The following is a 20,458-nucleotide window of genomic DNA, read 5'->3' as shown; positions in this document are numbered from 1 at the left end:
CTCCTAAGGAATGTCGTTTAATATTTCTAATTTTTGAATGAAATATTGATTGTCAATAGTTGTATCGAGCAGTACATTGTCTGTACTATCAGTAATTTCTTTCAATGTAGACAAGCCAATACCACGATTGTTGCCTTTCGTTGAATAGCCTTCTTTGAACAATGTATGCAGTTTAGGGAGATTGTCAGGTGCTTTATTCATAATAATAATGAGCACAGAGACATCAGTTTGAATAAAGGCAATTTGTATCATCGGTTCTTCAACAGATAATGATGCTTCAATAGCATTATCCATAATGATACCGAGCACGCGACTTAAATCAATAATGGGCATATTAATTTCAGTGATTTCATCGGCAACTTCCACACTGATATTGATATGATGTTCTTGTGCTTCAATGATCTTTGTCGTCATCATTCCTTTGATCTCACGTACTTTTAACTTTTCAACGCCGTTTAATTTGAGCGCTGTATGTTCAAAGTGATCTTTAATCGGATGGATGTGCTGTTCATAATATACTTTAAGACCTTCCAAATCGTCTTCTCTTAAATATTCCGACATCGTTGAAAGCATATTGATGTAGTCATGACGAAACTTACGCATATCATTGTTGATTTCCTCAATCTGAAGCGTATATTTATAATAATCTTCAATTTCCTGCTTGTTTCGTCGATACGTTAACTCTCTCGAAGCGGTAATAGAGATCATAATAACGAGTATCGCAAAAGCAATAAAATAGACGATAATGACGAGTGCGATGGCTTTCATATCCTCGATAGAACGCACTTTAGCTGGTGTAAAAAGATCGATTAAAATAAAAAATGCCGTCAATGTAACTGCTAGAAGAACGAGATACAATTTGTTGACGTAAAGCCATGACACTCTTAAAAATCGCATGAGATATTGGAATAAAAAAGCGAATATAATTGCACAGCTAACAAACGTAATCACGTATATACCTTCTCTTAGGTAAACGTGCATATGGTAATGCGATGTCAAATACTCAAAAAATAAAGTAGAAAGAAAATCACTGAGTATCAATATTAAAGCAGCTATCAAAACGCTAATAATACCAATCATTTTCTGCTTGTTAAAAAAGAACACAAAAAAACTTAATATTAAGTAAAATAATGTCGCCTTGCCGAACAGTATAAACAAAATGGTAGAAGGGACTACAATCCCTATAAGAATAGAGAGGTAATCCCTTCGTGTGTATTTTGGTTTATCAATTAAAATCAAATGTGTAACTGAAAATAAAACTAAAACTTGAAACAATGTCAATAAAATGATACGTATCATTTCCAATTTTATACACACTTTCTAGTTATTATTGATATTATTTATCTAATTCTAAAAGTTCACGTGGAATTTCTGGTTCGTCAAAGAAATGTGTACACGTATTAATCCATCCGAAATTACCGATTGCTTTAAAGATGTTACTGAAGAAACTAATAATTGCATCTAAAATATTCATCATCAATCTGCCTCCTTAGGGAAAAATATAGGTAGTAATGTTGTTGCTTGTAGTGCGACACCAAAACATATCAATTGTTGGTATGGTGCAGGAACGACAAGGGCAATGATTAGGACTATCGCAGTTACAATGATAGATTTCACCTTCAACCCACGGCGTCTCGATGCTTTAATCGGTTGTTTTCTTGTTGCAGCAGGTGCATACTTGATGACAATAAGCCATCCAATAACACCTAAAGCGAACATGTAGTGAAAGGGTATTGTAAAACGTGCAATAGCAAACGGCACCAGTACAAATAATAGAATATTTTGAATGTGACACAGTAATGAAGATTTGGCATGTGCACCGTGTGAAAAGCGACGCACAAAAATATAACTTACGTGAACTGTGAGTGTGTATAAAATGGTGTTCAGGAGGAGCGCGAGACCATATGTAACGATGGCCTTAAAAAAATTAATCGCAACAATTTGGATGCCTAATCGTACTTTTAAAAAGTCGATATGGTCTGAATTTTGATGTTGTTGTATTTTTCGAGCCAGTGTCTCAATACCGTTATCAATGATTTGCAAAGGTTTTCCTCCTCGCTCCATATTATAGATGATAATGTTTCACGAAAGTCATTTTTTGCCTAACTGTTGCGTTTCAATGCCTAACTGTCAAAATGTGATTTGATACATTCATTTTAACATATAAATGAGACAGTTAAGCACGCAAAACCACCATTTACGCAATATTTAACACAACGGTCGAAAATCATGATGTAATATAACCAACATCACTTTAGTCATTAAATCAATACATAATTGTTTTGTGTGAAAATGGCTAAAGCTGATTCACCCTTATGTTGTATTCTTCGCTCAGTGTACACATAGAGGTTAGAAAGAGCATTTCGTTTAAAAAATTGTAACTAGGAGGTGGCAATAATGGTAGCAGATATCGTAGGTACAATCGTTGAATTTGTAAAACTTATTGCTGACACTGTACAAAAATTTACGAAGTAAGCCAAACTTAATGAAGATTATCAAAACAAGTACGCATCATTAAAATATAAAACCCCAATTTTTATATTTTAATGGATGAATCCTTAGTAACATCGTTTTCATATGTTCAAACTTCCCAACCATACAAATGAAGGCATGGTAATCTTTGAAATTCATTACATTCCCTTAGTACGATAGAAAGCAGACAAGTCTCTCCCAAGCTTGTCTGCTTTTATTTACCTTGTAGCATAGCGATAGACGTCAGGTCTCATATTGTCAAAAACGGGAATCGCTTGACGTTGTGCATCAACTATTGACATATCGAGTGTGGCTGTACATACCGTTTCATCTTCCTGTGTTTCAGTAATGATGAGTCCGTTTGGATCAATCACCATTGAATGTCCAGCATAAGTTGTTTGACCATCCGAACCACAGCTATTGACAGCAACGACGTACATATCATTTTCAATAGCACGTGCTTGCAGTAGTTGACGCCAATGGTTCAATCGTACTATTGGCCACTGTGCAACATAAAAAATAACTTTTGCACCTTTTGCAGCGGGGAAGCGCGACAACTCCGGAAAACGCAAGTCATAACAAATGATTTGTGAAACAGGTGTACCATCTGATAAGTTAAACGTATAAGGGACGTCATTGCCAGCGGTTAAATAATTTGGCTCATCTAACATTGGAACTAAATGGACTTTGTTGTAACTGTATAGTACTGTCCCGGAACGACTCACTGTGAGCGCTGTATTATACAATCCGCCGACATCATGGTTGGAAACGGACCCTGCTACGATGTCAACATCATATTGTGTCGCTAATTGTTGTAAAAAGGGCTGTGTCCGTGTCAGATGTTGGTCTGCTTTTTGTTCGAGTTCTGCCAACGCATATCCGTTATTCCACATTTCGGGTAGGACAACGACGTCGGTATCTGAATCAATGACAGTTGAAAAGAAATCTGATATTTTTTGTTCATTTACGGTTACATCACCTGGAGTAATCTCCAATTGTAATAGTTGTACTTTCATCAAAACACTCCTATCGAGAACGTATACAGAGAGTTTACTAAATAATCGGACAATTATCAAAGTAAAGTGATATCTATGTTATTTCAATAAGAACAACTAGTAATTGTATTAAAAAACAATTATAATGTGATAGGCAATTAACAGAATTTTTAAAGATAATCATCGAACTGTTTACAAAGATAAAATAATTCTGACTGAAACATAATAATTGAGAAATAGATAGAGCATCTACTCTTAACTAACTTTGAAAGGATTGTTAAAGATGTCCCAACACTTTTTAAAGAAATATATGGTTGCAAGCATTGCATCTATCATCATGGTAGGGGCATCACACACAAATGCTGAGACACAATCAGATGAAGTGACAGAACATGAGTTACATCAAACAGATGATGCCCAACAAAATGAATCACAAACAGAGCCAGATTCACCAAAGATTGATACGGGAGAATCGGTTGAACCTTCTGATGATGAATCGGAAGCACTTACAACAGAAGAAGAAAATCATCAAGATCAAACAGAATCACCACCACCTGATATAGAATCAAAACCAGATGGTAGTACAACAGAACAAGTTGATCCGCCTTCTGAGTCATCACCTGAACCACCGAAACAGTCCGAGAATCATGAAGATGAGCAAAGTACGATAAATAACCCAACGAACGAACAAAGTCAGAATAACGAATCACACGCAATGACTCACCACTCAGATTGGCAGCAAAGTCATGCGATGCATTCAAACATGGCACCGCATGCAGTATCAGGATTGAATAGTAGCTTTAAATATAATCCGCTTGCTATGGAGCGTTACCAACAATTTACAGCTGATGGAAAGGAAAATCCTTCAGCAATCCGGGCACTGGCGCAAAAAGATAATTTCAAAAACAATCAATTTTTAAATCAATTACAACAAGATTCGGATTATTTTCGCTACCAATCATTCCGTCCGCTTGCAACGAAAGATTACTATAAAAATCTCGATAAACAAGTGCTCGGTCTTATCACAGAAGAATTTGGTACAATGCCTGATTTAAAGCGTGCATCAAAGAAAGCAACAGCTTCTAGTCAGCATGAAGATAAAGAGCAACAAATTGAACAAAAACAAACATATCGTGAAGTGAGCAATGATAAGGAAACAACGTCTGAGGAAAGTGAATCACCAGATCATAACTATCATTGGACGCTTACTGGATTGATCATATCAGTAATTGCAGCAGGTCTTTTGTACTATTTTGTATATAGAAAACGTCGTTAAAGCATCTCAAATCGAGATGCTTTTTTTGTGACATTTAATCAAGATTTTATACCATTTTACTTGTCGGAAAACAAAATAAATATATTGACAAAACTTGTGAAATAATTCAACAATATAGTTGTAGAGAAAAGTAAGTATAAAAGTTGATTGACGGAGGTTATGAATATGAAAGCAGTTGTTGTAAACCAAGATAGTACTGGGGTAGAAGTGGTAGAACACGACATGCCAACAATCGGACATGGTGAAGCACTTGTAAAAGTCGACTGTTGTGGTGTTTGTCATACAGACTTACACGTTGCACACGGTGACTTCGGTGCAGTACCAGGGCGTATTTTAGGGCATGAAGGTATCGGTGTTGTTGAAGAAATTGGTGAAGGTGTGACATCACTTAAAATTGGAGATCGTGTATCTATCGCATGGTTTTTTGAAGGCTGTGGACATTGCGAATATTGTACGACAGGTCGTGAAACATTATGTCGTAGTGTGAAAAATGCAGGATATAGCGTTGATGGTGGCATGAGTGAATATGCAGTTGTGACTGCTGACTACGCTGTGAAAGTGCCGGATGGTTTAGATTCAGCGCAAGCGTCATCTATTACATGTGCGGGAGTAACAACTTATAAAGCAATCAAAGAAGCAGGAGCAGCACCCGGTCAATGGATTGCTGTGTACGGTGCCGGTGGGCTTGGAAACTTAGCTGTTCAATATGCGAAAAAAGTATTCAACGCACAAGTTGTTGCAATCGATATTAATGATGGTAAACTTGAATTGGCGAAAGAAGTCGGTGCTGATATTATCATTAATGGTAAAAATGTAGAAGATGTAGGCGCTTATATTCAAGAAAAAACAGGTGGATGTCATGGTGTCGTTGTAACAGCTGTTTCTAAAGTGGCATTTAACCAAGCGATTGACAGTGTGCGGGCAGGTGGCACAGTAGTTGCGGTTGGTTTACCGTCTGAATATATGGAATTGAGTATTGTTAAGACAGTACTTGACGGTATTCGTGTTGTTGGATCTCTTGTTGGCACACGTAAAGACTTAGAAGAAGCATTTGCCTTTGGGGCGCAGGGACTTGTCGTGCCAGTCGTTGAAAAAGTATCAGTCGACGAAGCACCGAAAGTATTTGAAGAAATGGAAAAAGGAACAATTCAAGGACGTAAAGTACTCGACTTCTCAAAATAGTCGAATGATATAAAGAACGAGGTTGTGAAAGAAGCGTTTAGGGGTTGAGCAGAACCTGAGCAGTGAGAAAAATCGCTTTTTGATTTTGTCTAATTGCAAAGTTCTAATAAAAATCCTGTTTGTGGGACACCGCATATTGGTTTCCCACAAGCAGGATTTTTTGTGTTTCAACTTCTTTTTCTGTCGTTATATGAAGTACAAGATAAACTGAGCTTGCTCGATTGCTTTTTGCATGACTTCTTCTGGAATTGAAAATTGAATCAGTGCAACGAGCGCATTTTGTGCCATATGGATACCGATGGCAACGCTCAACCGTTTTGTATAAATATAAAAGCCAGAGAAGATGACACCCATTACAAAATAAACGGCAAAATGTGTTAAATCCGCGTGTGCCACAGCAAAGATTGTCGAACTGACAGTCGTAGCAATTGTAAATTTAACTACTGGACTTGCCTTGATGGCATTATAGATTTCACCGAATATCACTTTTCGGAAGACAAACTCTTCAAGTAAAGGACCAACAATTGCAATTAAGATGATGAGTATTGGCATCTGACGTGCGATACGCATAATGCGCATCGTATTTTCACTTGCTGGGTTAACACCTAAAAGTTGTGCGCTGATTAAATTGGTGATAATCTGTGCAATAAATACGATGACGAGCCCCACTAAAATCCAGACGACAATATAGCGTTTTTCTTCTTTGCGTTGTAATTCAAAAGCGAAGGGATTTTTAATGAATGGCTGCATGAATAGGATCAAAAGAGCAGCGACAATAAAGACAATCACTTGAATATATGTGACTTGTTGAAGTTGTTCAGTTGCTGACTGTTTATCAATCCAACCGGCCATGAGAGCAACTCTAGGTGATAGTTGCGCAGTTATGTATATAACAACTGTTAAAATCGATACGATGATACGATTCATATGTGAGACCTCCTTTCACTCCACAACCATTTTAAAGCATTCTCATACATACAACAAACATTAAAAGCGTTCTACTTGATATTTTGACCAAATTTGATTAATATAAAACATGTGTTAGCACTTGATGTTGATAAGTGCTAAGTAGAAGGTAACAATAAGGAGGCATATATCCATGTTAAAACCATTAGGAAGCCGTATTGTAATAGAGAAGAAAGAACAAGAGAAAACAACGAAAAGTGGCATTGTCTTAACTGATTCAGCAAAAGAAAATTCAAATGAAGGTGAAGTAGTTGCAGTTGGGCCAGGTCGTTTATTAGACAACGGACAACGTGTTGCACCTGAAGTACAAGTAGGGGATCGCGTCGTTTTTCAACAGTATGCAGGAACAGAAGTAAAACGCAATGACAAGAAATACCTTGTATTAGATGTTGAAGAAGTATTGGCAATCATTGAAGCATAAATCATAGTGTAAAACTTACAATATATTGGAGTGAATATGAATGGCGAAAGAACTTAAATTTTCAGAAGATGCACGCCAAGCGATGTTACGTGGCGTTGATCAATTAGCAAATGCTGTAAAAGTTACAATCGGACCAAAAGGACGTAACGTCGTTTTAGATAAAGAGTTTGGTGCACCATTGATTACAAATGATGGTGTCACAATAGCAAAAGAAATCGAGTTAGAAGATCCATATGAAAACATGGGGGCAAAACTCGTCCAAGAAGTCGCAAATAAAACGAACGAGATTGCTGGTGACGGAACAACAACAGCAACTGTACTTGCACAAGCAATGATTCAAGAAGGTCTGAAAAACGTCACAAGTGGTGCAAACCCTGTCGGAATTCGTCAAGGGATTGATAAAGCTGTTGGCATAGCAGTTGAAGCATTACATGACATATCTCAAAAAGTTGAAAATAAAGAAGAAATTGCGCAAGTAGGTGCTATTTCTGCAGCGAATGAAGAAGTTGGACGTTACATTTCTGAAGCGATGGAAAAAGTTGGCAACGATGGGGTTATCTCTATCGAAGAATCAAATGGTTTCAACACAGAACTTGATGTCGTTGAAGGGATGCAATTTGATCGTGGTTATCAATCACCGTATATGGTGACAGATTCTGACAAAATGACTGCAGAATTAGAGAATCCGTATATTTTAATCACAGACAAAAAAATCTCATCATTCCAAGATATCTTACCGTTATTGGAACAAATCGTTCAATCAAGTCGTCCAATTTTAATTGTTGCAGATGAAGTTGAAGGCGATGCATTGACGAACATCGTGTTGAACCGCATGCGTGGTACATTCACAGCAGTTGCAGTGAAGGCACCAGGATTTGGTGATCGTCGTAAAGCAATGTTAGAAGACTTAGCTATCTTAACAGGTGCACAAGTCATTACAGATGATCTCGGTTTAGACTTGAAAGAAACATCAATCGATATGCTTGGAACAGCAAGCAAAGTTGAAGTGACAAAAGACAATACAACAGTAGTAGACGGTAATGGTGATCCAACAAACATCGATGCACGCATCAATCAATTGAAAGCACAAATCGATGAAACAGATTCAGACTTTGATCGAGAAAAACTACAAGAACGTCTTGCAAAATTAGCAGGCGGAGTGGCAGTGATTAAAGTAGGTGCTGCAACAGAAACAGAATTAAAAGAACGCAAATTGCGTATTGAAGACGCATTGAACTCAACACGTGCAGCGGTAGAAGAAGGTATCGTTGCAGGTGGTGGTACAGCATTGATGAATATTTACAAAAATATCGAAGCCATCGAAGCAGAAGGTGATGTTGCAACAGGTGTTAACATTGTGTTGAAAGCATTACAAGCGCCTGTACGTCAAATCGCTGAAAATGCAGGTTTAGAAGGTTCTGTTATCGTGGAACAAATGAAAAATGCAGAACCAGGTGTCGGTTACAATGCTGCAACTGATGAATGGGTAAACATGCTTGATGCGGGTATTGTGGATCCGACGAAGGTTACACGTTCTGCATTACAACACGCAGCAAGTGTGGCAGCGATGTTCTTGACAACAGAAGCCGTAGTTGCAAATATTCCTGAAGATAAAGGCAATGATATGCCAGCAATGGGCGGCATGCCAGGCATGATGTAGAAGCTGTATCTATAACTGAATTATCGATGTCATTTGAGCTATAAAATTTAAAATATTATTTTCAAGACGTTTTCAATAAGTTGACTAAACTTCTGGAAAACGTCTTTTTGTGCATAGTTAGTTGTTATAGTCCATTTAACCGTTAGCTTTCTAATTAATGCTTTTATAATATAGTTATCAAATAAGCTGATAAGCTATATAATTGAGTAAATAACTACTAGGAGTGGCGAGATGCAAACATATGCAGACAAAGACGCTTTGATATCGGAAATTAGAAAAAGAGCAGGATTATTTATTAATGAATTTATGGATATATCAGAAATAGAAAAAGATACGTATAAACCAAACGTTGACAGAACACCTGCACAAATGATTGCTTACCAATTAGGGTGGTTACATTTAATTCAATCTTGGGAAAACGACAACAAAAATGGTATCACTGTTGTAACGCCTAGTCCAAATTATAAATGGAACAATCTAGGCGGTTTATACCAAGAGTTTTATAGAACATACTCAGAATATACGTTAGAAGAACTTGTGAATCAGTTTCATAATGAAGTCAACAGTATTATACAATTAATTGAGGTTCTTGATGATGCAGTGTTATTTGAAAGCAATCAAAGGCAGTGGGCTTCATCAACGCCTTCTAAATGGCCAGTTTGGAAATGGATTCACATCAATACAGTAGCACCATTTAAAACCTTTAGAACAAAAATAAGAAAGTGGAAGAAGACGGAAATTGAAGAACATATGTAGACAGTTATAAAAAGAATATGATTTTCATATGATACGAACTAAAACTATATAAGATTGATATATAAAGTGGGAAATTTTTAAGAAAGTAGGCATTAAAAATGGCTGATATAAATAATATAGAAAGTATAAAAGATATTAATTTCAATACTCTAGAAAACAGTTATCTATTTAGAAAATGATTTATCTCCAACTGAAGATAATGGAATAGATACAAATAATACTTATTTTCAAATTGTATACGATAAAGCAATTGAAGTGTTTGATCAAATTTTTGATTCAGAAGATCGTATTAAATTATTTCATGTTATTTCTACTAATAGTCCAGTACTTCGGAATAGTAGATTTTCTGAAAAATTTCTATCTAAACAAGCTGCGTCTACATGCAAATATGAACAATCAATTAAATGTGATGATTTCTTCAAAAAAAGCAATGTATTCATATATCATTGTAAGAAAAATGACGTCAGGTATCAGAAGCTAATTAAAGCATTATGTAATCAGGATTTTCCAAATTTAACACCGAATATTAATCAAAACGAGACTTTTTCATCCATATATTTTATTCCATTTATATGATGATCGAGGATTTACTATTACATTTAGTAATGAGCAGGACTTTCAAAAATTCAAGGAAAAATATAAAGGATTAGAATTTGAAAAATACACTGAACAAGAAATATAGAATGTTAAAAGCAATAGGTATTCTAGTATAAATTTTAACAGTAATTCATAATGTATTTTATGTTTGGAATATAATTATTTACATCAGCATGGTAGTTTGGTTTAGTCTAGGTACTCAACTTAATTTCTTCGTAGCTTAAAAAACACCCCGTAACGTCTCATGAGTCTAAGCGTTATGGGGTGTTTCGTTTGATTATGAACGATACTGATCGTAATCGCCATTGAACAAACTATTAATAAATGTTCTTGTTTCTTCTGTCGCATGTGTATGTTGTACGATTTCCTTTAACGTCTCTTTCGTATGATCGAAGAAACGAACAGGTGCGTATTGTCCACGTTTAATCATGTTTGTGTAACGGTTTAAAAAGATGGTCAGTAAGGTTACTTTTCGTGAATGTGAAATCTGCGGGTGTTTCATCACGAAGTCATACACAGCATTATAGATTTTAACGGCATCTCTCGGTGGTGTTTTTGCGTGGTGTGTTAAAGCAACTTCGTCTTGTTGTTCATAGAAGTAATAATCTTTTTCGTAACCTAGCACGGTAATGCCGTTGACAACACTGTATGCTTGCATGAGGAACCAGTTGTCTTCACGAATTTTGATGCCAGCAGGGAAGCGAATGAGGTTATCTTCAATAACATCGCGTTTAATCAACTTACCTATTACGTTTAATGTGTTGAATAGTTTCGTGTTTTCAAATTGCAAGTTTCCAATTGTTTTTGGAAATGCGAATGCTGAGCGACTGATTGGTCTTGTGCTATTGGCGCTTCTAAAGTAAGGGAGACAAATCATCTCATCTTGATATGCTTCGGCAGCTGCTAATGCATCAGTTAATGAATCTTCTGTAATGTAATCGTCCGAGTCAATGAATAATACCCATTCACCCGTAGCAATATCTAATGCGTTATTTCTCGGTACAGATGCACCACCCGAGTTCGTGTCACTTTCGAGAATGATCAAATTAGGAATCTTATCGATAAATGTTTTAGCCACTTCGACAGAGCGATCTGTTGAAGCATCATCTGAAACAATGACTTCAACTTGATTTAAGTCAAATGTCTGACTTCGAATTTTTTGTAATAAGCGTTCAATCGGTTTTTCACGGTTAAATAATGGAATAATAATAGAAATTTTTTTCGTCATAGGTCACCTTATACATTAACAAAATTTAGTTATATTGTGATAAGTGTATGATAGAAAATAAGAACGGTATCATTGTTCATGAATTGCTATTTCTTATTTAGTACGAAGTCACTTTCCATTGATATCAAACGGATACAATCACACGCATAACTCTCTTTGATACTAGCATAGATATAAGATGATAAAAAGTGTTTTTTAGTTTATTTACTTTTTTTAGATAGTTTATATTATGTCGGATTCAAGTTCGGTCAATGATTTATGAGTTGAAAAGTTTTTATCTTATTGTGTTTGTTTGTGGTTGATCGTACCACTTTTTCAAAAACTGATATAAAACTTCTGTGAATTGTTCAAGATCTGATTGTTTGATTTTTTCATTCGTCCCATGTGCTTCGTTGAGTTCTCCGGGACCGTACAATATTGTTGGAATACCGAAATGTGCTGTCCAACCACCATCTGTGACAGTTGTACTCATGGTTGTTTGAAGTGGTTGTTGATGTACAGAGTGATGGGCTTCTTGTAAAAGTTTGAATCCCGGATGTTTTTCTGGAAGGGTAAAGCTCGGAAAGATTTCTCCTTGATCTTCAATCATCGATGTACCACCCCAACGGTATTGTAATGGGTGATGTTGTAACCATAAATCACTACTTGCTACTCGGTTCAAATAATCTTCTATTTCTTGAGTGATTGTTTCATAATCTTCATCTGGCAAATAGTGAACTGTGATCCACAATTCACACTTATCAGCAATAAAAGCCGGATGTCTGCCGCCTTGAATAACCGCTGGGTTTATCGTATTCGCACCAGCAGGCATTCCAGGGTTTGATTTTGTCACAGCCCAATGACGTTCCAATTCTTGTAATGCATGTATGATTTTCATCATTTTTTCAATGGCACTAGCGCCATGACGCCCACCGCCAGCATGAATCATATGACTTCTTGCACCGTCATGTATCGTTTCATCACTTTCAATCGTGATCCAACCTGTAATGACACCACCTTGTCCCATTGCGATAGATTCACTTGTGTCCAAAACAAGTGCTAAGTCGGCTTGTGGTGAATGTTCGCAAGCGACTTTCGTTCCAGCTTCTCCGACTTCTTCACCTGCAACGATTTGAACGATAATATCTCCTTCTGGTTGCTTTCCTTTTTTGTGGAGTTGTTCTAACGTATAAATGAGTGAAGAAACGCCACCTTTCATATCAGCGACACCACGACCATAACAATAACCATCTTTCATCACTAATTCAAAAGGGTCTGTATGCCAATAACGTGTATCATCTACTTCTGCCACATCAATATGTCCATTCAAGATGAGCTTAGGTGCATTGTCATTACGACCTTTTAATGTTGCGACAACAATCATGTCGTTGTCATAAAAGGGGATTTGATTGACATTAAAACCTATCGATGTCAACCAATCAGTGATGGTATGTTGAAGTGCGATCGTATTACGTGCGGGTGGACTTACAGTAGGGTGTGCGATTAAAGTGCGCAAAATATCAATATGTCGTTTATTCATTCCAGCGTCCTCCTTCTAAGCTTATTAAATATTTTTTACGGTGTAGCCCGCTATTAAAACCACCGAGACGTCCGTCCTTTCTCAACACACGATGGCATGGCACGATAATAGATAGGGGATTCAGCCCAATCGCAGTGGCAACTGCACGGACACTTTTTGGCTTACCAATCGCCTCAGCAATGTTGCCATATGTGACTTGATCACCGTAAGACAACGCTTTTAACGCACGCCAAACGTCTTGTTGGAAAGGTGTGCCGATCACATATGCCACGGGTGTTTTGAATTCCTGACAAGTCCCATGAAAAAAAGCTTCTAATTCAAGTGCAATCTGATTGATAATCGGATGTGTTGAAATTTGAATTAAAGTCCCTTGTTTTTTTAACTTCTCCCAGGCTGTCTGATAGTCGTTGGAATCAGTAAATGATAAGCCCAATAATGCCTTATCATTCACAACGGCTGTCATGCAACCTAAAGGTATTTGGATATGTTGATAATACAAATACATGTTGAAACGTCTCCTCTGCTCTCTGTGTATATATGCGAAAAAGAGACAGTCGCATGTTGTTCACAAACGCTGTCTCTCATTGTTTATTTAGTTTTGTAAGTCTTTGATTCCTTTGGCAATGCTTTCAAATACATGTGGGATGTCATCTTTTTCAATACAGCTGAAAGCAATACGGATATCCGTGTCATTCAATGCGACAATACCAATTGAGTAGTGTTCGATTAAGTGTTTGCGCAATGTTTCAGCATTCACATCTTTTACACGTAATGCCATGAAGTAACCAGAGTTGAAGTCGTACGGTTGCCATAACGCTTGGAAGTCTTCACGATAGACCCATTCTTTTGTCACTTGATAACGTGCTTCTAACGTATCAACGTTTGCTTGAATATCTTTATTAAACTGTTCTGGATTTTCAAGTACATAACGTACCGCAGAATGAGATGGTGTTGAACCATTTGAGTTATTACTGCGGATAAGACCTTTCATTTTTGCTTCCACAATATCTTTAGACGCTTGATTAGATAAGCCAAATGTGACAAACCCAACACGGAAGCCCCAAGCGAAAAATTCTTTTGTTGCGCCATCAAGACGAATTGGTAATACATGTGGGTTATTTAAGTTTGTAAGCGCTGTGAAAATAGATTGTGTATAGACGTCTTCATAAAATAGTCCATAGTAAGCATCGTCTACAACAGTCACTACGTTAACGCCACGTTTTCCGAGTGTATCGACAGCTTCTACAATCGTGTGAACTTCGTCAACAGTTGGGGTATAACCAGTTGGGTTGTTAGGATAGTTCAAGACAAGAATGACTTTGTCTTGTTCGATTGATGCTAATGTATCAACAAGTCCTTGTGTTGTGTAATGACCGTTTTCATCAAAGATTGGATATTTTTGAATGTCTGCTTGATGACGGACACCGTATACGAGGTTATAGTTCCCCCAAGTATGTGCAGGAAGTAATACCGTATCACCAGCATTGACGAACATATCACCGACTAGTGATAAACCATGTGTCAGTGCATTTGTAACGATTGGACGTGTGATTTGTTCTTCTTGAAGGTCAGGGTTGTCTGCTAACACTTTTTTCAACCATAAGTCACGTAAAGCTTCTAAACCTTGTGGCGGTGCGTATGCGAATACTTCTTCAGGTGAAAGGTGATTGAACATATCGTATAGAGTATCTGCATACATCATACCGTCACGGTTCGTTGCCATACCAATTGTCGCATTGTAATCAGTCGCTTTTGCTTCTGCAGATTGTGTTAAAATACCTTTTGGATAGTACATATTTTTGCCTAAATCTGACATCATATCGAGTAAGTGCGGATTGTTTTCGTTAAGTTGTTCGTTTAGAGTGAGCGCTAAAGGATTCATAAATACAACCTCATTTCTAAATTTGAAAATATATGTCTATCATACCGTGAATTCTTTGAAAGTTAAAGAAAGCTTATGAAAAAAATGAAAATAGCATGTCGGATACTTTCAAATGAGTGGTGTTATGTTAAAGTATCATTAAATAAATAAGAAATGAATGAGGTGTGTCGGGTGAAACATCTAACAAAAATATTTGTAATCTTGGCGTCTATCATCTTTATTGTTGGGATGTTTTTTCAAATACAAGGTGAAGAGTCAGCAGCCATTAAACTGTTTATGGCGACCATTTTATTTATGGTATGTGCCTTTATTAGTCGTAACAATGATAGAAAAAAGAATAGATAAGCGTATATCACGTGTGATTTGTATGGAATTACTAGATACAAATCGCATGTTTTTTTATATTGGGTTTACATATATTTATATAGTGTGTATACTCAATATATACAGTTGGTGTAAGAGAGGGAGGTATACATGAAAATATTACTGCAGAATAATAGTGCATCGCCCATATATGAACAAATTAAGCAACAAATTAAAGAACAGATATTACGTGGCACACTACCAGCAGGTGCGAATCTTCCATCTATGAGAGAACTTGCGAAAGATTTAAGTGTCAGTGTCATTACAACGAAACGTGCCTATGAAGATTTAGAAAAAGAAGGCTACTTAACTTCCATTCGTGGAAAGGGCACATTTGTTAGAGAACAAGACACGTCTATTTTGAAAGAGAAACAATTTATCGTCATCGAAGAACTTACACAGTCACTCGTAAAAGAAGCAAAAACAATCGGGATGCCTTTGTCAGAACTTCAAGACATCGTCAAGATGCTATATGAGGAGGAATTATGATGAATGAAAAAGCGATTGAACTCAATCATGTACGTTATGAGACGAAACATTTCTCATTAGAAGATATTCATTTTGAAGTGCCAAAAGGGTATGTGACAGGTTTTATCGGTGCGAACGGTTCAGGGAAAACGACAACGATTCGAATGATTATGGACTTATTACAGCCGACATCAGGCGATATAAAATTGTTCGGCCAACCGATGCAAACAGATCCGGTAGGTATTAAAGATAAAATCGGCTTTGTTTATTCAGAGTTGTACTTAAATGATAAATGGAAGGTTAAAAAGGCAGAGAAGTTGATCGCACCATTTTATAGTCAATGGGATCATGAATTATTTATGGATTATTTGAAACGCTTTGAACTGCCATATGATAAAAAAATCCGTGAGCTATCAACAGGTATGAAGATGAAGTTATCACTTGCAATTGCACTGAGTCATCATGCGGAATTGTATATATTTGACGAACCGACAGCAGGATTGGATCCCGTTGTCCGCAATGAAATTTTAGACATTATTCAAGAAGAATTGTTAGATGAACAAAAATCCGTCTTCTTCTCGACACATATCATTTCTGATTTAGAGCGTATTGCAGATTATATCGTTCACTTACAGGACGGTCATATTATTGTGAATGCCTCTAAGGAAGAACTATTAGAAACACATCATCTTGTACGAGGTGATAGTACAGATTTGGATGATGAATTGCGTCAGTTACTCATTCATTGTGTTGAAAAAGATGGAATATATAGTGGCATGACAAAAGACGCCCAAACATTCCATGAATTGTTCGGTCAACGTGTCACAATTTCACCTATGACTGTGGAAGAAATCATGGTGCATTATGAACAACACAAAAAGGGTGTGATGAATCATGATAACGCTCATTAAACGCAACTTTTTATTAGGTGATTCTTCAAAAACTTTTTATATTGTATCTTATCTCTTTATGATTGTCATACTGACATACTGCTATATGACAGATCAGTCATTATTTTTATCGCTCATTATCATGTTAGTCGGTGTTTTATCAGGCTTTCCACTCTATACAATTGAATATTTAAATCGTAATCAGTCGTATGTGACATTTCGGAGTTTACCGACTAGTGATCGCTTATTATTAAAAAGTTTTAATCTGTATACTTTAGTCATTTGTAGTATACAAGTCAGTGTTATCGTTCTGATATATTTGATTGTGCCATTTCCAAATGTATTTGAAGTGATGGCAGGTTTCTTGAGCTTAACGTTATTAATCGCAACCTTTTGTGTACGTACGATACTTGATGAATTTTGCAATAAGTGGATAAGTTACATGATATTCGTATTGTTAATGTTTAGTATTCCTGGCACATTGATAGGTACATTGACGAATGGTTACGACTTATATTGGTTCAACATCCTGGCATGGATACTACTCGTGCTGTCAGTGATATGTTTCAGTATAAAAACCATTTTGCGATATCGTCGATTAGGTCGAAATAAAATTAGATTATAAATGTTGTGAAAGAAAGGAGAAAGACATGCTGCACTTAATCAAGCGTAATCTATATTTGCATAAAAATACTTTGATATTATATTTGATTTTATTACTCGTTTATCCAATATATCAGCGTTATCAACCAGATTATGAGATGTGGTTGATACCTGTGACATTTATTATTTTCTTCATTTTTATGGCCGACTCAGCGCATGCATTTCGTGTGCATAAACGATTTGGAAGTGATGGTGCTTATTTGTTTCAACATAGCTTACCCGTCTCAAAGAAACAGCTATTGAATGCGCATTACATCACAATCGTGGGACTCACAGTTCTAACGGTATTATTAATACTTCTATATGATGTCAATCATTTTTATATTGAAGTGAATCAGGTCAAAGTCTCGTTTATATACGGATTTATCGCAACAAACCTTCTTGCGTTTCTGATCTCCTTTCCAACATCAGGGGAACAATCGCGTAAACAACGCCCTCCGATGTTCATTTATATTCTTTCAATATTGGGATTTATACCAGCATTGATGGCTTTAAGTTTTGTCACGATAGGATTATTTGTCTTTGATAATCCGGACTATTTTTTAATGGATATCGGTATTTACTATTTGGTTTTTAGTATTTTAACAGCAATTTTCACATATATTTTTCAAATGAAACGTATACACAGCACTTAGGAGGTACATCAATGGAATTAAAACAAATATCGAAACAGTACAACAAACATGTTGTCATTGATCATATTGATTTTGCATTTAATGACAGCCGTATTGTTGGGCTGATTGGCAAAAATGGTGTCGGTAAAACCACACTAATGAAAATAATGAATGGCAATATTGTGAATTATTCAGGAGAAGTGAAAGTTTCAAATGAAGATGCGATAGGCTATTTAATTGAACATCCGAAGTTATATGGCAATAAAACAGGCCTTTATAATTTGAAATTATTTGCGCAAGTCCTTGGAAAGGGCTATGACAAAGCATATACAGATAATATTGTTAGAGCTTTCGGTATGGAATCGTATATTCATAAAAAAGTTAAGAAATATTCAATGGGAATGAAACAAAAGCTGGCGATTGCGGTTTCACTTATGAATCAGCCTAAGTTTTTAATTTTAGATGAACCGACGAATGGCATGGATCCAGATGGTTCTATTGATGTACTTAAAACAATTGAGAAACTCGCAAAAGAATTAGACATGAAAATTTTGATTTCGAGTCATAAATTAGAAGATATTGAATTGATTTGTGATCGCGCAGTCTTTCTGAGAGATGGCAAGTTTGTTCAGGATATGATGTTGACAGGTGAACAAGAGACAGGTCAAACGATGATTCAAGTTACTCATGATGATTTTGAAGCAGCCTGTCAATATTTAGCAGAACATTTCAATGTGATTCAAGTACAAAAAGATGAAGGTGTTATCATCATCAGTCAACAACAGAATTATCAATGGTTATTGAAGGGCTTATCATCACAACATATTTATCCGACATATATTCAAACGCGTAAAGCAACATTAAGAGATACTTACTTTGACATTAATAAACGAGGTGACAACGCATGAACAGCTTACAATTAGTGAAGTTTGATATGTTGAGTGTTTTAAAAAGTCCTTTAACTTATATCGCTATTTTATTAGGGGTTTTACCAATTGCGGTTGTAGTCAGTGTTGTTGTGGCAACGGGTGAGGAAGTAGATCCGAATATGATTTTATCAATGGAAAAATGGTTCTTTTCTTTAATTGGTATGATGTTTATCGTTAAAACATTAAGTCGAGATATTTCAGAAGGAACGATTCAACTTTATTTAAACAGCTTGCATCATCGTATCCGGTATTTCGTGGCAAAATCACTTTCGATTATTGTGATGAGTGTTTTGATCACAGTGATTGTCTTAGGTATCACGTATATTGTAGATTGGACGACACAAGGACCAAGTATTGATATGAAATCTGTTGGACAATTGCCAGTATTTTATTTAATGCTCTTTGTCATTTACGGTTTATTATTATTTATGTTTAACTTAATCGTGCAAAAGCCTGCGTTTGTCTATACATTAGGGATATTCTTATTACTCTTTTTAGTGATTGTGTCACCGTTTATTCCATTGATTCCACAAATAGGTCCGAAATTGATGGAAGCATTAAACTATATTCCGATTGGTTATTTAACGCAAAAAACATTAGAGGACGATATGTCATTTACGAATTGGCAATGGATCATTAACGTTGCTTCATGTATTATTTTATTTGTAGGAAATGCGTGGTTGATTGCTAAAAAAGATATCTAACTTTATAACATAACAAGACAGCTTGTCTGTGAGAGAAATCTTACAGTTAAGCTGTTTTTTTGATGTTTTAATGACCGGTTGGACAATAATAATTTAAAAATTTATTAAAAATGATAAGTAAGCGTTTACAAAAACGCTTTTTTGAATTAGAATACTTGTATACAAGTTGAGGTGATACAAAATGGAGTTTCCAAAACAATGGCAGCAACAGATGTCAAAAGGGGAATGGATTGCAGCATGTTTACGCTTAAACATGATGAATGGTGAATATGAAGAGCAAGAAGTCATTACTGAAAATCAAATCGCCAAACAATTCAATGTCAGCCGTTCACCTGTGAGAGATGCCTTTAAGATTTTGAGTCAAGATCGTTTGATTCAGCTTGAGCGTATGGGAGCAGAAGTATTGCCGTTTAACGAGACGAAACAACAAGAAATGACGGATATCCGTTTAATGATAGAATCTTTTGCTTTTACAAAGGTCATTCAAAGAGATGATTTATCAACCATTGTGCATGCAATGTATCAGGCATTGGAGATGATGAAGGTGAGTGTGAAGTTTCGAGATCCTGTGAGCTTTACAGAGCATGACATTCAGTTCCATGAATTGATGGTGAATGCGTGTGAACACAGTTATCTGACACATTTGTGGATGCAGATGAAGCCATTGATGACTTGTCAGGTATATATCAGTATGTCGAGACGTATGAGTGAGAATGTAGAAGACTTTAATCGTGTCATTACGAACCATCAAAAGTTTGTTGAAGCGGTAGAACAGCGTGATCGTCGATTAATGTATGAAGCTTTCCGACTTAACTTTAGTGATTTAAATAATGATATTGGCGCATTTTGGTCTGATCAAATGTAAGGAGAGAG

23 protein-coding genes and 1 pseudogene are annotated in these 20,458 nt (G+C 36.2%); 15 read left to right on the top strand and 9 right to left on the bottom strand.

Annotated elements, in window-relative coordinates:
* Positions 1–3: 3 nt before the first annotated feature.
* Genes agrC through C7J88_RS04470 form a run of 3 tightly spaced genes read right to left on the bottom strand, consistent with a single transcriptional unit; the run spans position 4 to position 2,043 of the window.
* Positions 4–1,299: a quorum-sensing sensor histidine kinase AgrC gene (gene agrC, locus C7J88_RS04480; protein ID WP_371866988.1), complete on the bottom strand. Its 1,296-nt coding sequence runs from the start codon at positions 1,297–1,299 to the stop codon at positions 4–6.
* A gap of 37 nt (positions 1,300–1,336) precedes the next feature.
* Entirely contained in the window at positions 1,337–1,477 is a 141-nt protein-coding gene (gene agrD, locus C7J88_RS04475) for a cyclic lactone autoinducer peptide AgrD (RefSeq protein ID WP_229709407.1), read from the bottom strand.
* Positions 1,477–2,043 (bottom strand): accessory gene regulator AgrB, encoded by a 567-nt coding sequence (locus tag C7J88_RS04470; protein ID WP_095117453.1) that lies wholly within the window; start codon positions 2,041–2,043, stop codon positions 1,477–1,479. Before C7J88_RS04470 ends, agrD begins: the two co-directional genes overlap by 1 nt.
* 354 nt (positions 2,044–2,397) lie before the next feature.
* Here C7J88_RS04470 and C7J88_RS10765 point away from each other — a divergent pair, with 354 nt between their 5' ends.
* Positions 2,398–2,475 (top strand): delta-lysin family phenol-soluble modulin, encoded by a 78-nt coding sequence (locus C7J88_RS10765; protein ID WP_142380996.1) that lies wholly within the window; start codon positions 2,398–2,400, stop codon positions 2,473–2,475.
* Positions 2,476–2,690: 215 nt separating this feature from the next.
* Here the strand turns inward: C7J88_RS10765 and C7J88_RS04460 are convergent, their stop codons facing one another.
* Positions 2,691–3,488: a carbon-nitrogen family hydrolase gene (locus tag C7J88_RS04460; protein WP_095117452.1), complete on the bottom strand. Its 798-nt coding sequence runs from the start codon at positions 3,486–3,488 to the stop codon at positions 2,691–2,693.
* Between the two features lie 262 nt (positions 3,489–3,750).
* Here C7J88_RS04460 and C7J88_RS04455 point away from each other — a divergent pair, with 262 nt between their 5' ends.
* Both C7J88_RS04455 and adhP read left to right on the top strand, forming a co-directional pair.
* Positions 3,751–4,743 (top strand): SdrH family protein, encoded by a 993-nt coding sequence (locus C7J88_RS04455; RefSeq protein WP_095117451.1) that lies wholly within the window; start codon positions 3,751–3,753, stop codon positions 4,741–4,743.
* Between the two features lie 165 nt (positions 4,744–4,908).
* Positions 4,909–5,925: an alcohol dehydrogenase AdhP gene (gene adhP / locus C7J88_RS04450; RefSeq protein WP_095117450.1), complete on the top strand. Its 1,017-nt coding sequence runs from the start codon at positions 4,909–4,911 to the stop codon at positions 5,923–5,925.
* Positions 5,926–6,111: 186 nt separating this feature from the next.
* On the opposite strand, the gene mroQ is transcribed toward adhP, so the two are convergent.
* Positions 6,112–6,852 (bottom strand): intramembrane glutamic endopeptidase MroQ, encoded by a 741-nt coding sequence (gene mroQ / locus C7J88_RS04445; RefSeq protein WP_095117449.1) that lies wholly within the window; start codon positions 6,850–6,852, stop codon positions 6,112–6,114.
* A gap of 172 nt (positions 6,853–7,024) precedes the next feature.
* Here mroQ and groES point away from each other — a divergent pair, with 172 nt between their 5' ends.
* From groES to C7J88_RS10760, 4 genes and pseudogenes are all read left to right on the top strand, one after another.
* Positions 7,025–7,312, top strand: coding sequence for a co-chaperone GroES (groES, locus tag C7J88_RS04440; protein ID WP_095117448.1), 288 nt, complete (start codon positions 7,025–7,027; stop codon positions 7,310–7,312).
* A 40-nt stretch (positions 7,313–7,352) separates the two neighbouring features.
* Positions 7,353–8,972 (top strand): chaperonin GroEL, encoded by a 1,620-nt coding sequence (gene groL, locus C7J88_RS04435; RefSeq protein WP_095117447.1) that lies wholly within the window; start codon positions 7,353–7,355, stop codon positions 8,970–8,972.
* A gap of 231 nt (positions 8,973–9,203) precedes the next feature.
* The gene (locus C7J88_RS04430) at positions 9,204–9,728 is read left to right on the top strand and encodes a ClbS/DfsB family four-helix bundle protein (RefSeq protein ID WP_095117446.1); all 525 of its coding nucleotides are present in this window, start codon (positions 9,204–9,206) and stop codon (positions 9,726–9,728) included.
* Between the two features lie 162 nt (positions 9,729–9,890).
* Positions 9,891–10,410, top strand: a pseudogene (locus tag C7J88_RS10760) (DUF3885 domain-containing protein).
* A gap of 192 nt (positions 10,411–10,602) precedes the next feature.
* On the opposite strand, the gene C7J88_RS04420 reads toward C7J88_RS10760, so the two are convergent.
* The 4 genes from C7J88_RS04420 to C7J88_RS04405 all read right to left on the bottom strand — a co-directional run bounded on the left by C7J88_RS04420 (position 10,603) and on the right by C7J88_RS04405 (position 14,954).
* Positions 10,603–11,553: a glycosyltransferase family 2 protein gene (locus tag C7J88_RS04420; protein ID WP_095117445.1), complete on the bottom strand. Its 951-nt coding sequence runs from the start codon at positions 11,551–11,553 to the stop codon at positions 10,603–10,605.
* 274 nt (positions 11,554–11,827) lie between these two features.
* Complete coding sequence (locus tag C7J88_RS04415) at positions 11,828–13,072, bottom strand: acetylornithine deacetylase (protein WP_095117444.1); 1,245 nt, start codon at positions 13,070–13,072, stop codon at positions 11,828–11,830.
* Positions 13,065–13,577: a methylated-DNA--[protein]-cysteine S-methyltransferase gene (locus C7J88_RS04410; RefSeq protein WP_095117443.1), complete on the bottom strand. Its 513-nt coding sequence runs from the start codon at positions 13,575–13,577 to the stop codon at positions 13,065–13,067. The genes C7J88_RS04415 and C7J88_RS04410 overlap by 8 nt, the downstream gene beginning before the upstream one ends.
* Positions 13,578–13,664: 87 nt before the next feature.
* Positions 13,665–14,954, bottom strand: coding sequence for an aminotransferase class I/II-fold pyridoxal phosphate-dependent enzyme (locus C7J88_RS04405; protein WP_095117442.1), 1,290 nt, complete (start codon positions 14,952–14,954; stop codon positions 13,665–13,667).
* A gap of 171 nt (positions 14,955–15,125) precedes the next feature.
* Between C7J88_RS04405 and C7J88_RS10535 the strand changes: the two genes are divergently transcribed.
* The 8 genes from C7J88_RS10535 (at position 15,126) to C7J88_RS04370 (ending at position 20,450) form a co-directional block, all read left to right on the top strand.
* Complete coding sequence (locus tag C7J88_RS10535; RefSeq protein WP_095117441.1) at positions 15,126–15,299, top strand: SE1626 family protein; 174 nt, start codon at positions 15,126–15,128, stop codon at positions 15,297–15,299.
* Positions 15,300–15,428: 129 nt separating this feature from the next.
* A complete protein-coding gene (gene pmtR, locus C7J88_RS04400) occupies positions 15,429–15,806 on the top strand; it encodes a PSM export ABC transporter transcriptional regulator PmtR (RefSeq protein WP_095117440.1) in 378 nt (125 codons plus the stop codon).
* A complete protein-coding gene (gene pmtA / locus C7J88_RS04395) occupies positions 15,803–16,696 on the top strand; it encodes a phenol-soluble modulin export ABC transporter ATP-binding protein PmtA (RefSeq protein ID WP_371866987.1) in 894 nt (297 codons plus the stop codon). Before pmtR ends, pmtA begins: the two co-directional genes overlap by 4 nt.
* Positions 16,680–17,300 (top strand): hypothetical protein, encoded by a 621-nt coding sequence (locus C7J88_RS04390; RefSeq protein ID WP_095117438.1) that lies wholly within the window; start codon positions 16,680–16,682, stop codon positions 17,298–17,300. The genes pmtA and C7J88_RS04390 overlap by 17 nt, the downstream gene beginning before the upstream one ends.
* A gap of 25 nt (positions 17,301–17,325) precedes the next feature.
* Positions 17,326–17,973 (top strand): phenol-soluble modulin export ABC transporter permease subunit PmtB, encoded by a 648-nt coding sequence (gene pmtB, locus C7J88_RS04385; RefSeq protein WP_095117437.1) that lies wholly within the window; start codon positions 17,326–17,328, stop codon positions 17,971–17,973.
* An 11-nt stretch (positions 17,974–17,984) separates the two neighbouring features.
* The gene (pmtC, locus tag C7J88_RS04380) at positions 17,985–18,860 is read left to right on the top strand and encodes a phenol-soluble modulin export ABC transporter ATP-binding protein PmtC (RefSeq protein ID WP_095117436.1); all 876 of its coding nucleotides are present in this window, start codon (positions 17,985–17,987) and stop codon (positions 18,858–18,860) included.
* On the top strand, positions 18,857–19,585 hold the full coding sequence (pmtD, locus tag C7J88_RS04375) for a phenol-soluble modulin export ABC transporter permease subunit PmtD (protein ID WP_095117435.1): 729 nt from the start codon (positions 18,857–18,859) through the stop codon (positions 19,583–19,585). The genes pmtC and pmtD overlap by 4 nt, the downstream gene beginning before the upstream one ends.
* 181 nt (positions 19,586–19,766) lie before the next feature.
* A complete protein-coding gene (locus tag C7J88_RS04370; RefSeq protein ID WP_095117434.1) occupies positions 19,767–20,450 on the top strand; it encodes a GntR family transcriptional regulator in 684 nt (227 codons plus the stop codon).
* Positions 20,451–20,458: the final 8 nt, after the last annotated feature.

Origin of the sequence: Staphylococcus muscae, from assembly GCF_003019275.1 — a bacterium.
In the GTDB taxonomy this organism is placed as follows: Bacteria; Bacillota; Bacilli; order Staphylococcales; family Staphylococcaceae; genus Staphylococcus; species Staphylococcus muscae.
The sequence above is the reverse complement of the archived record's forward strand: the minus strand, read 5'-3'. Positions and strand labels throughout refer to the sequence as shown.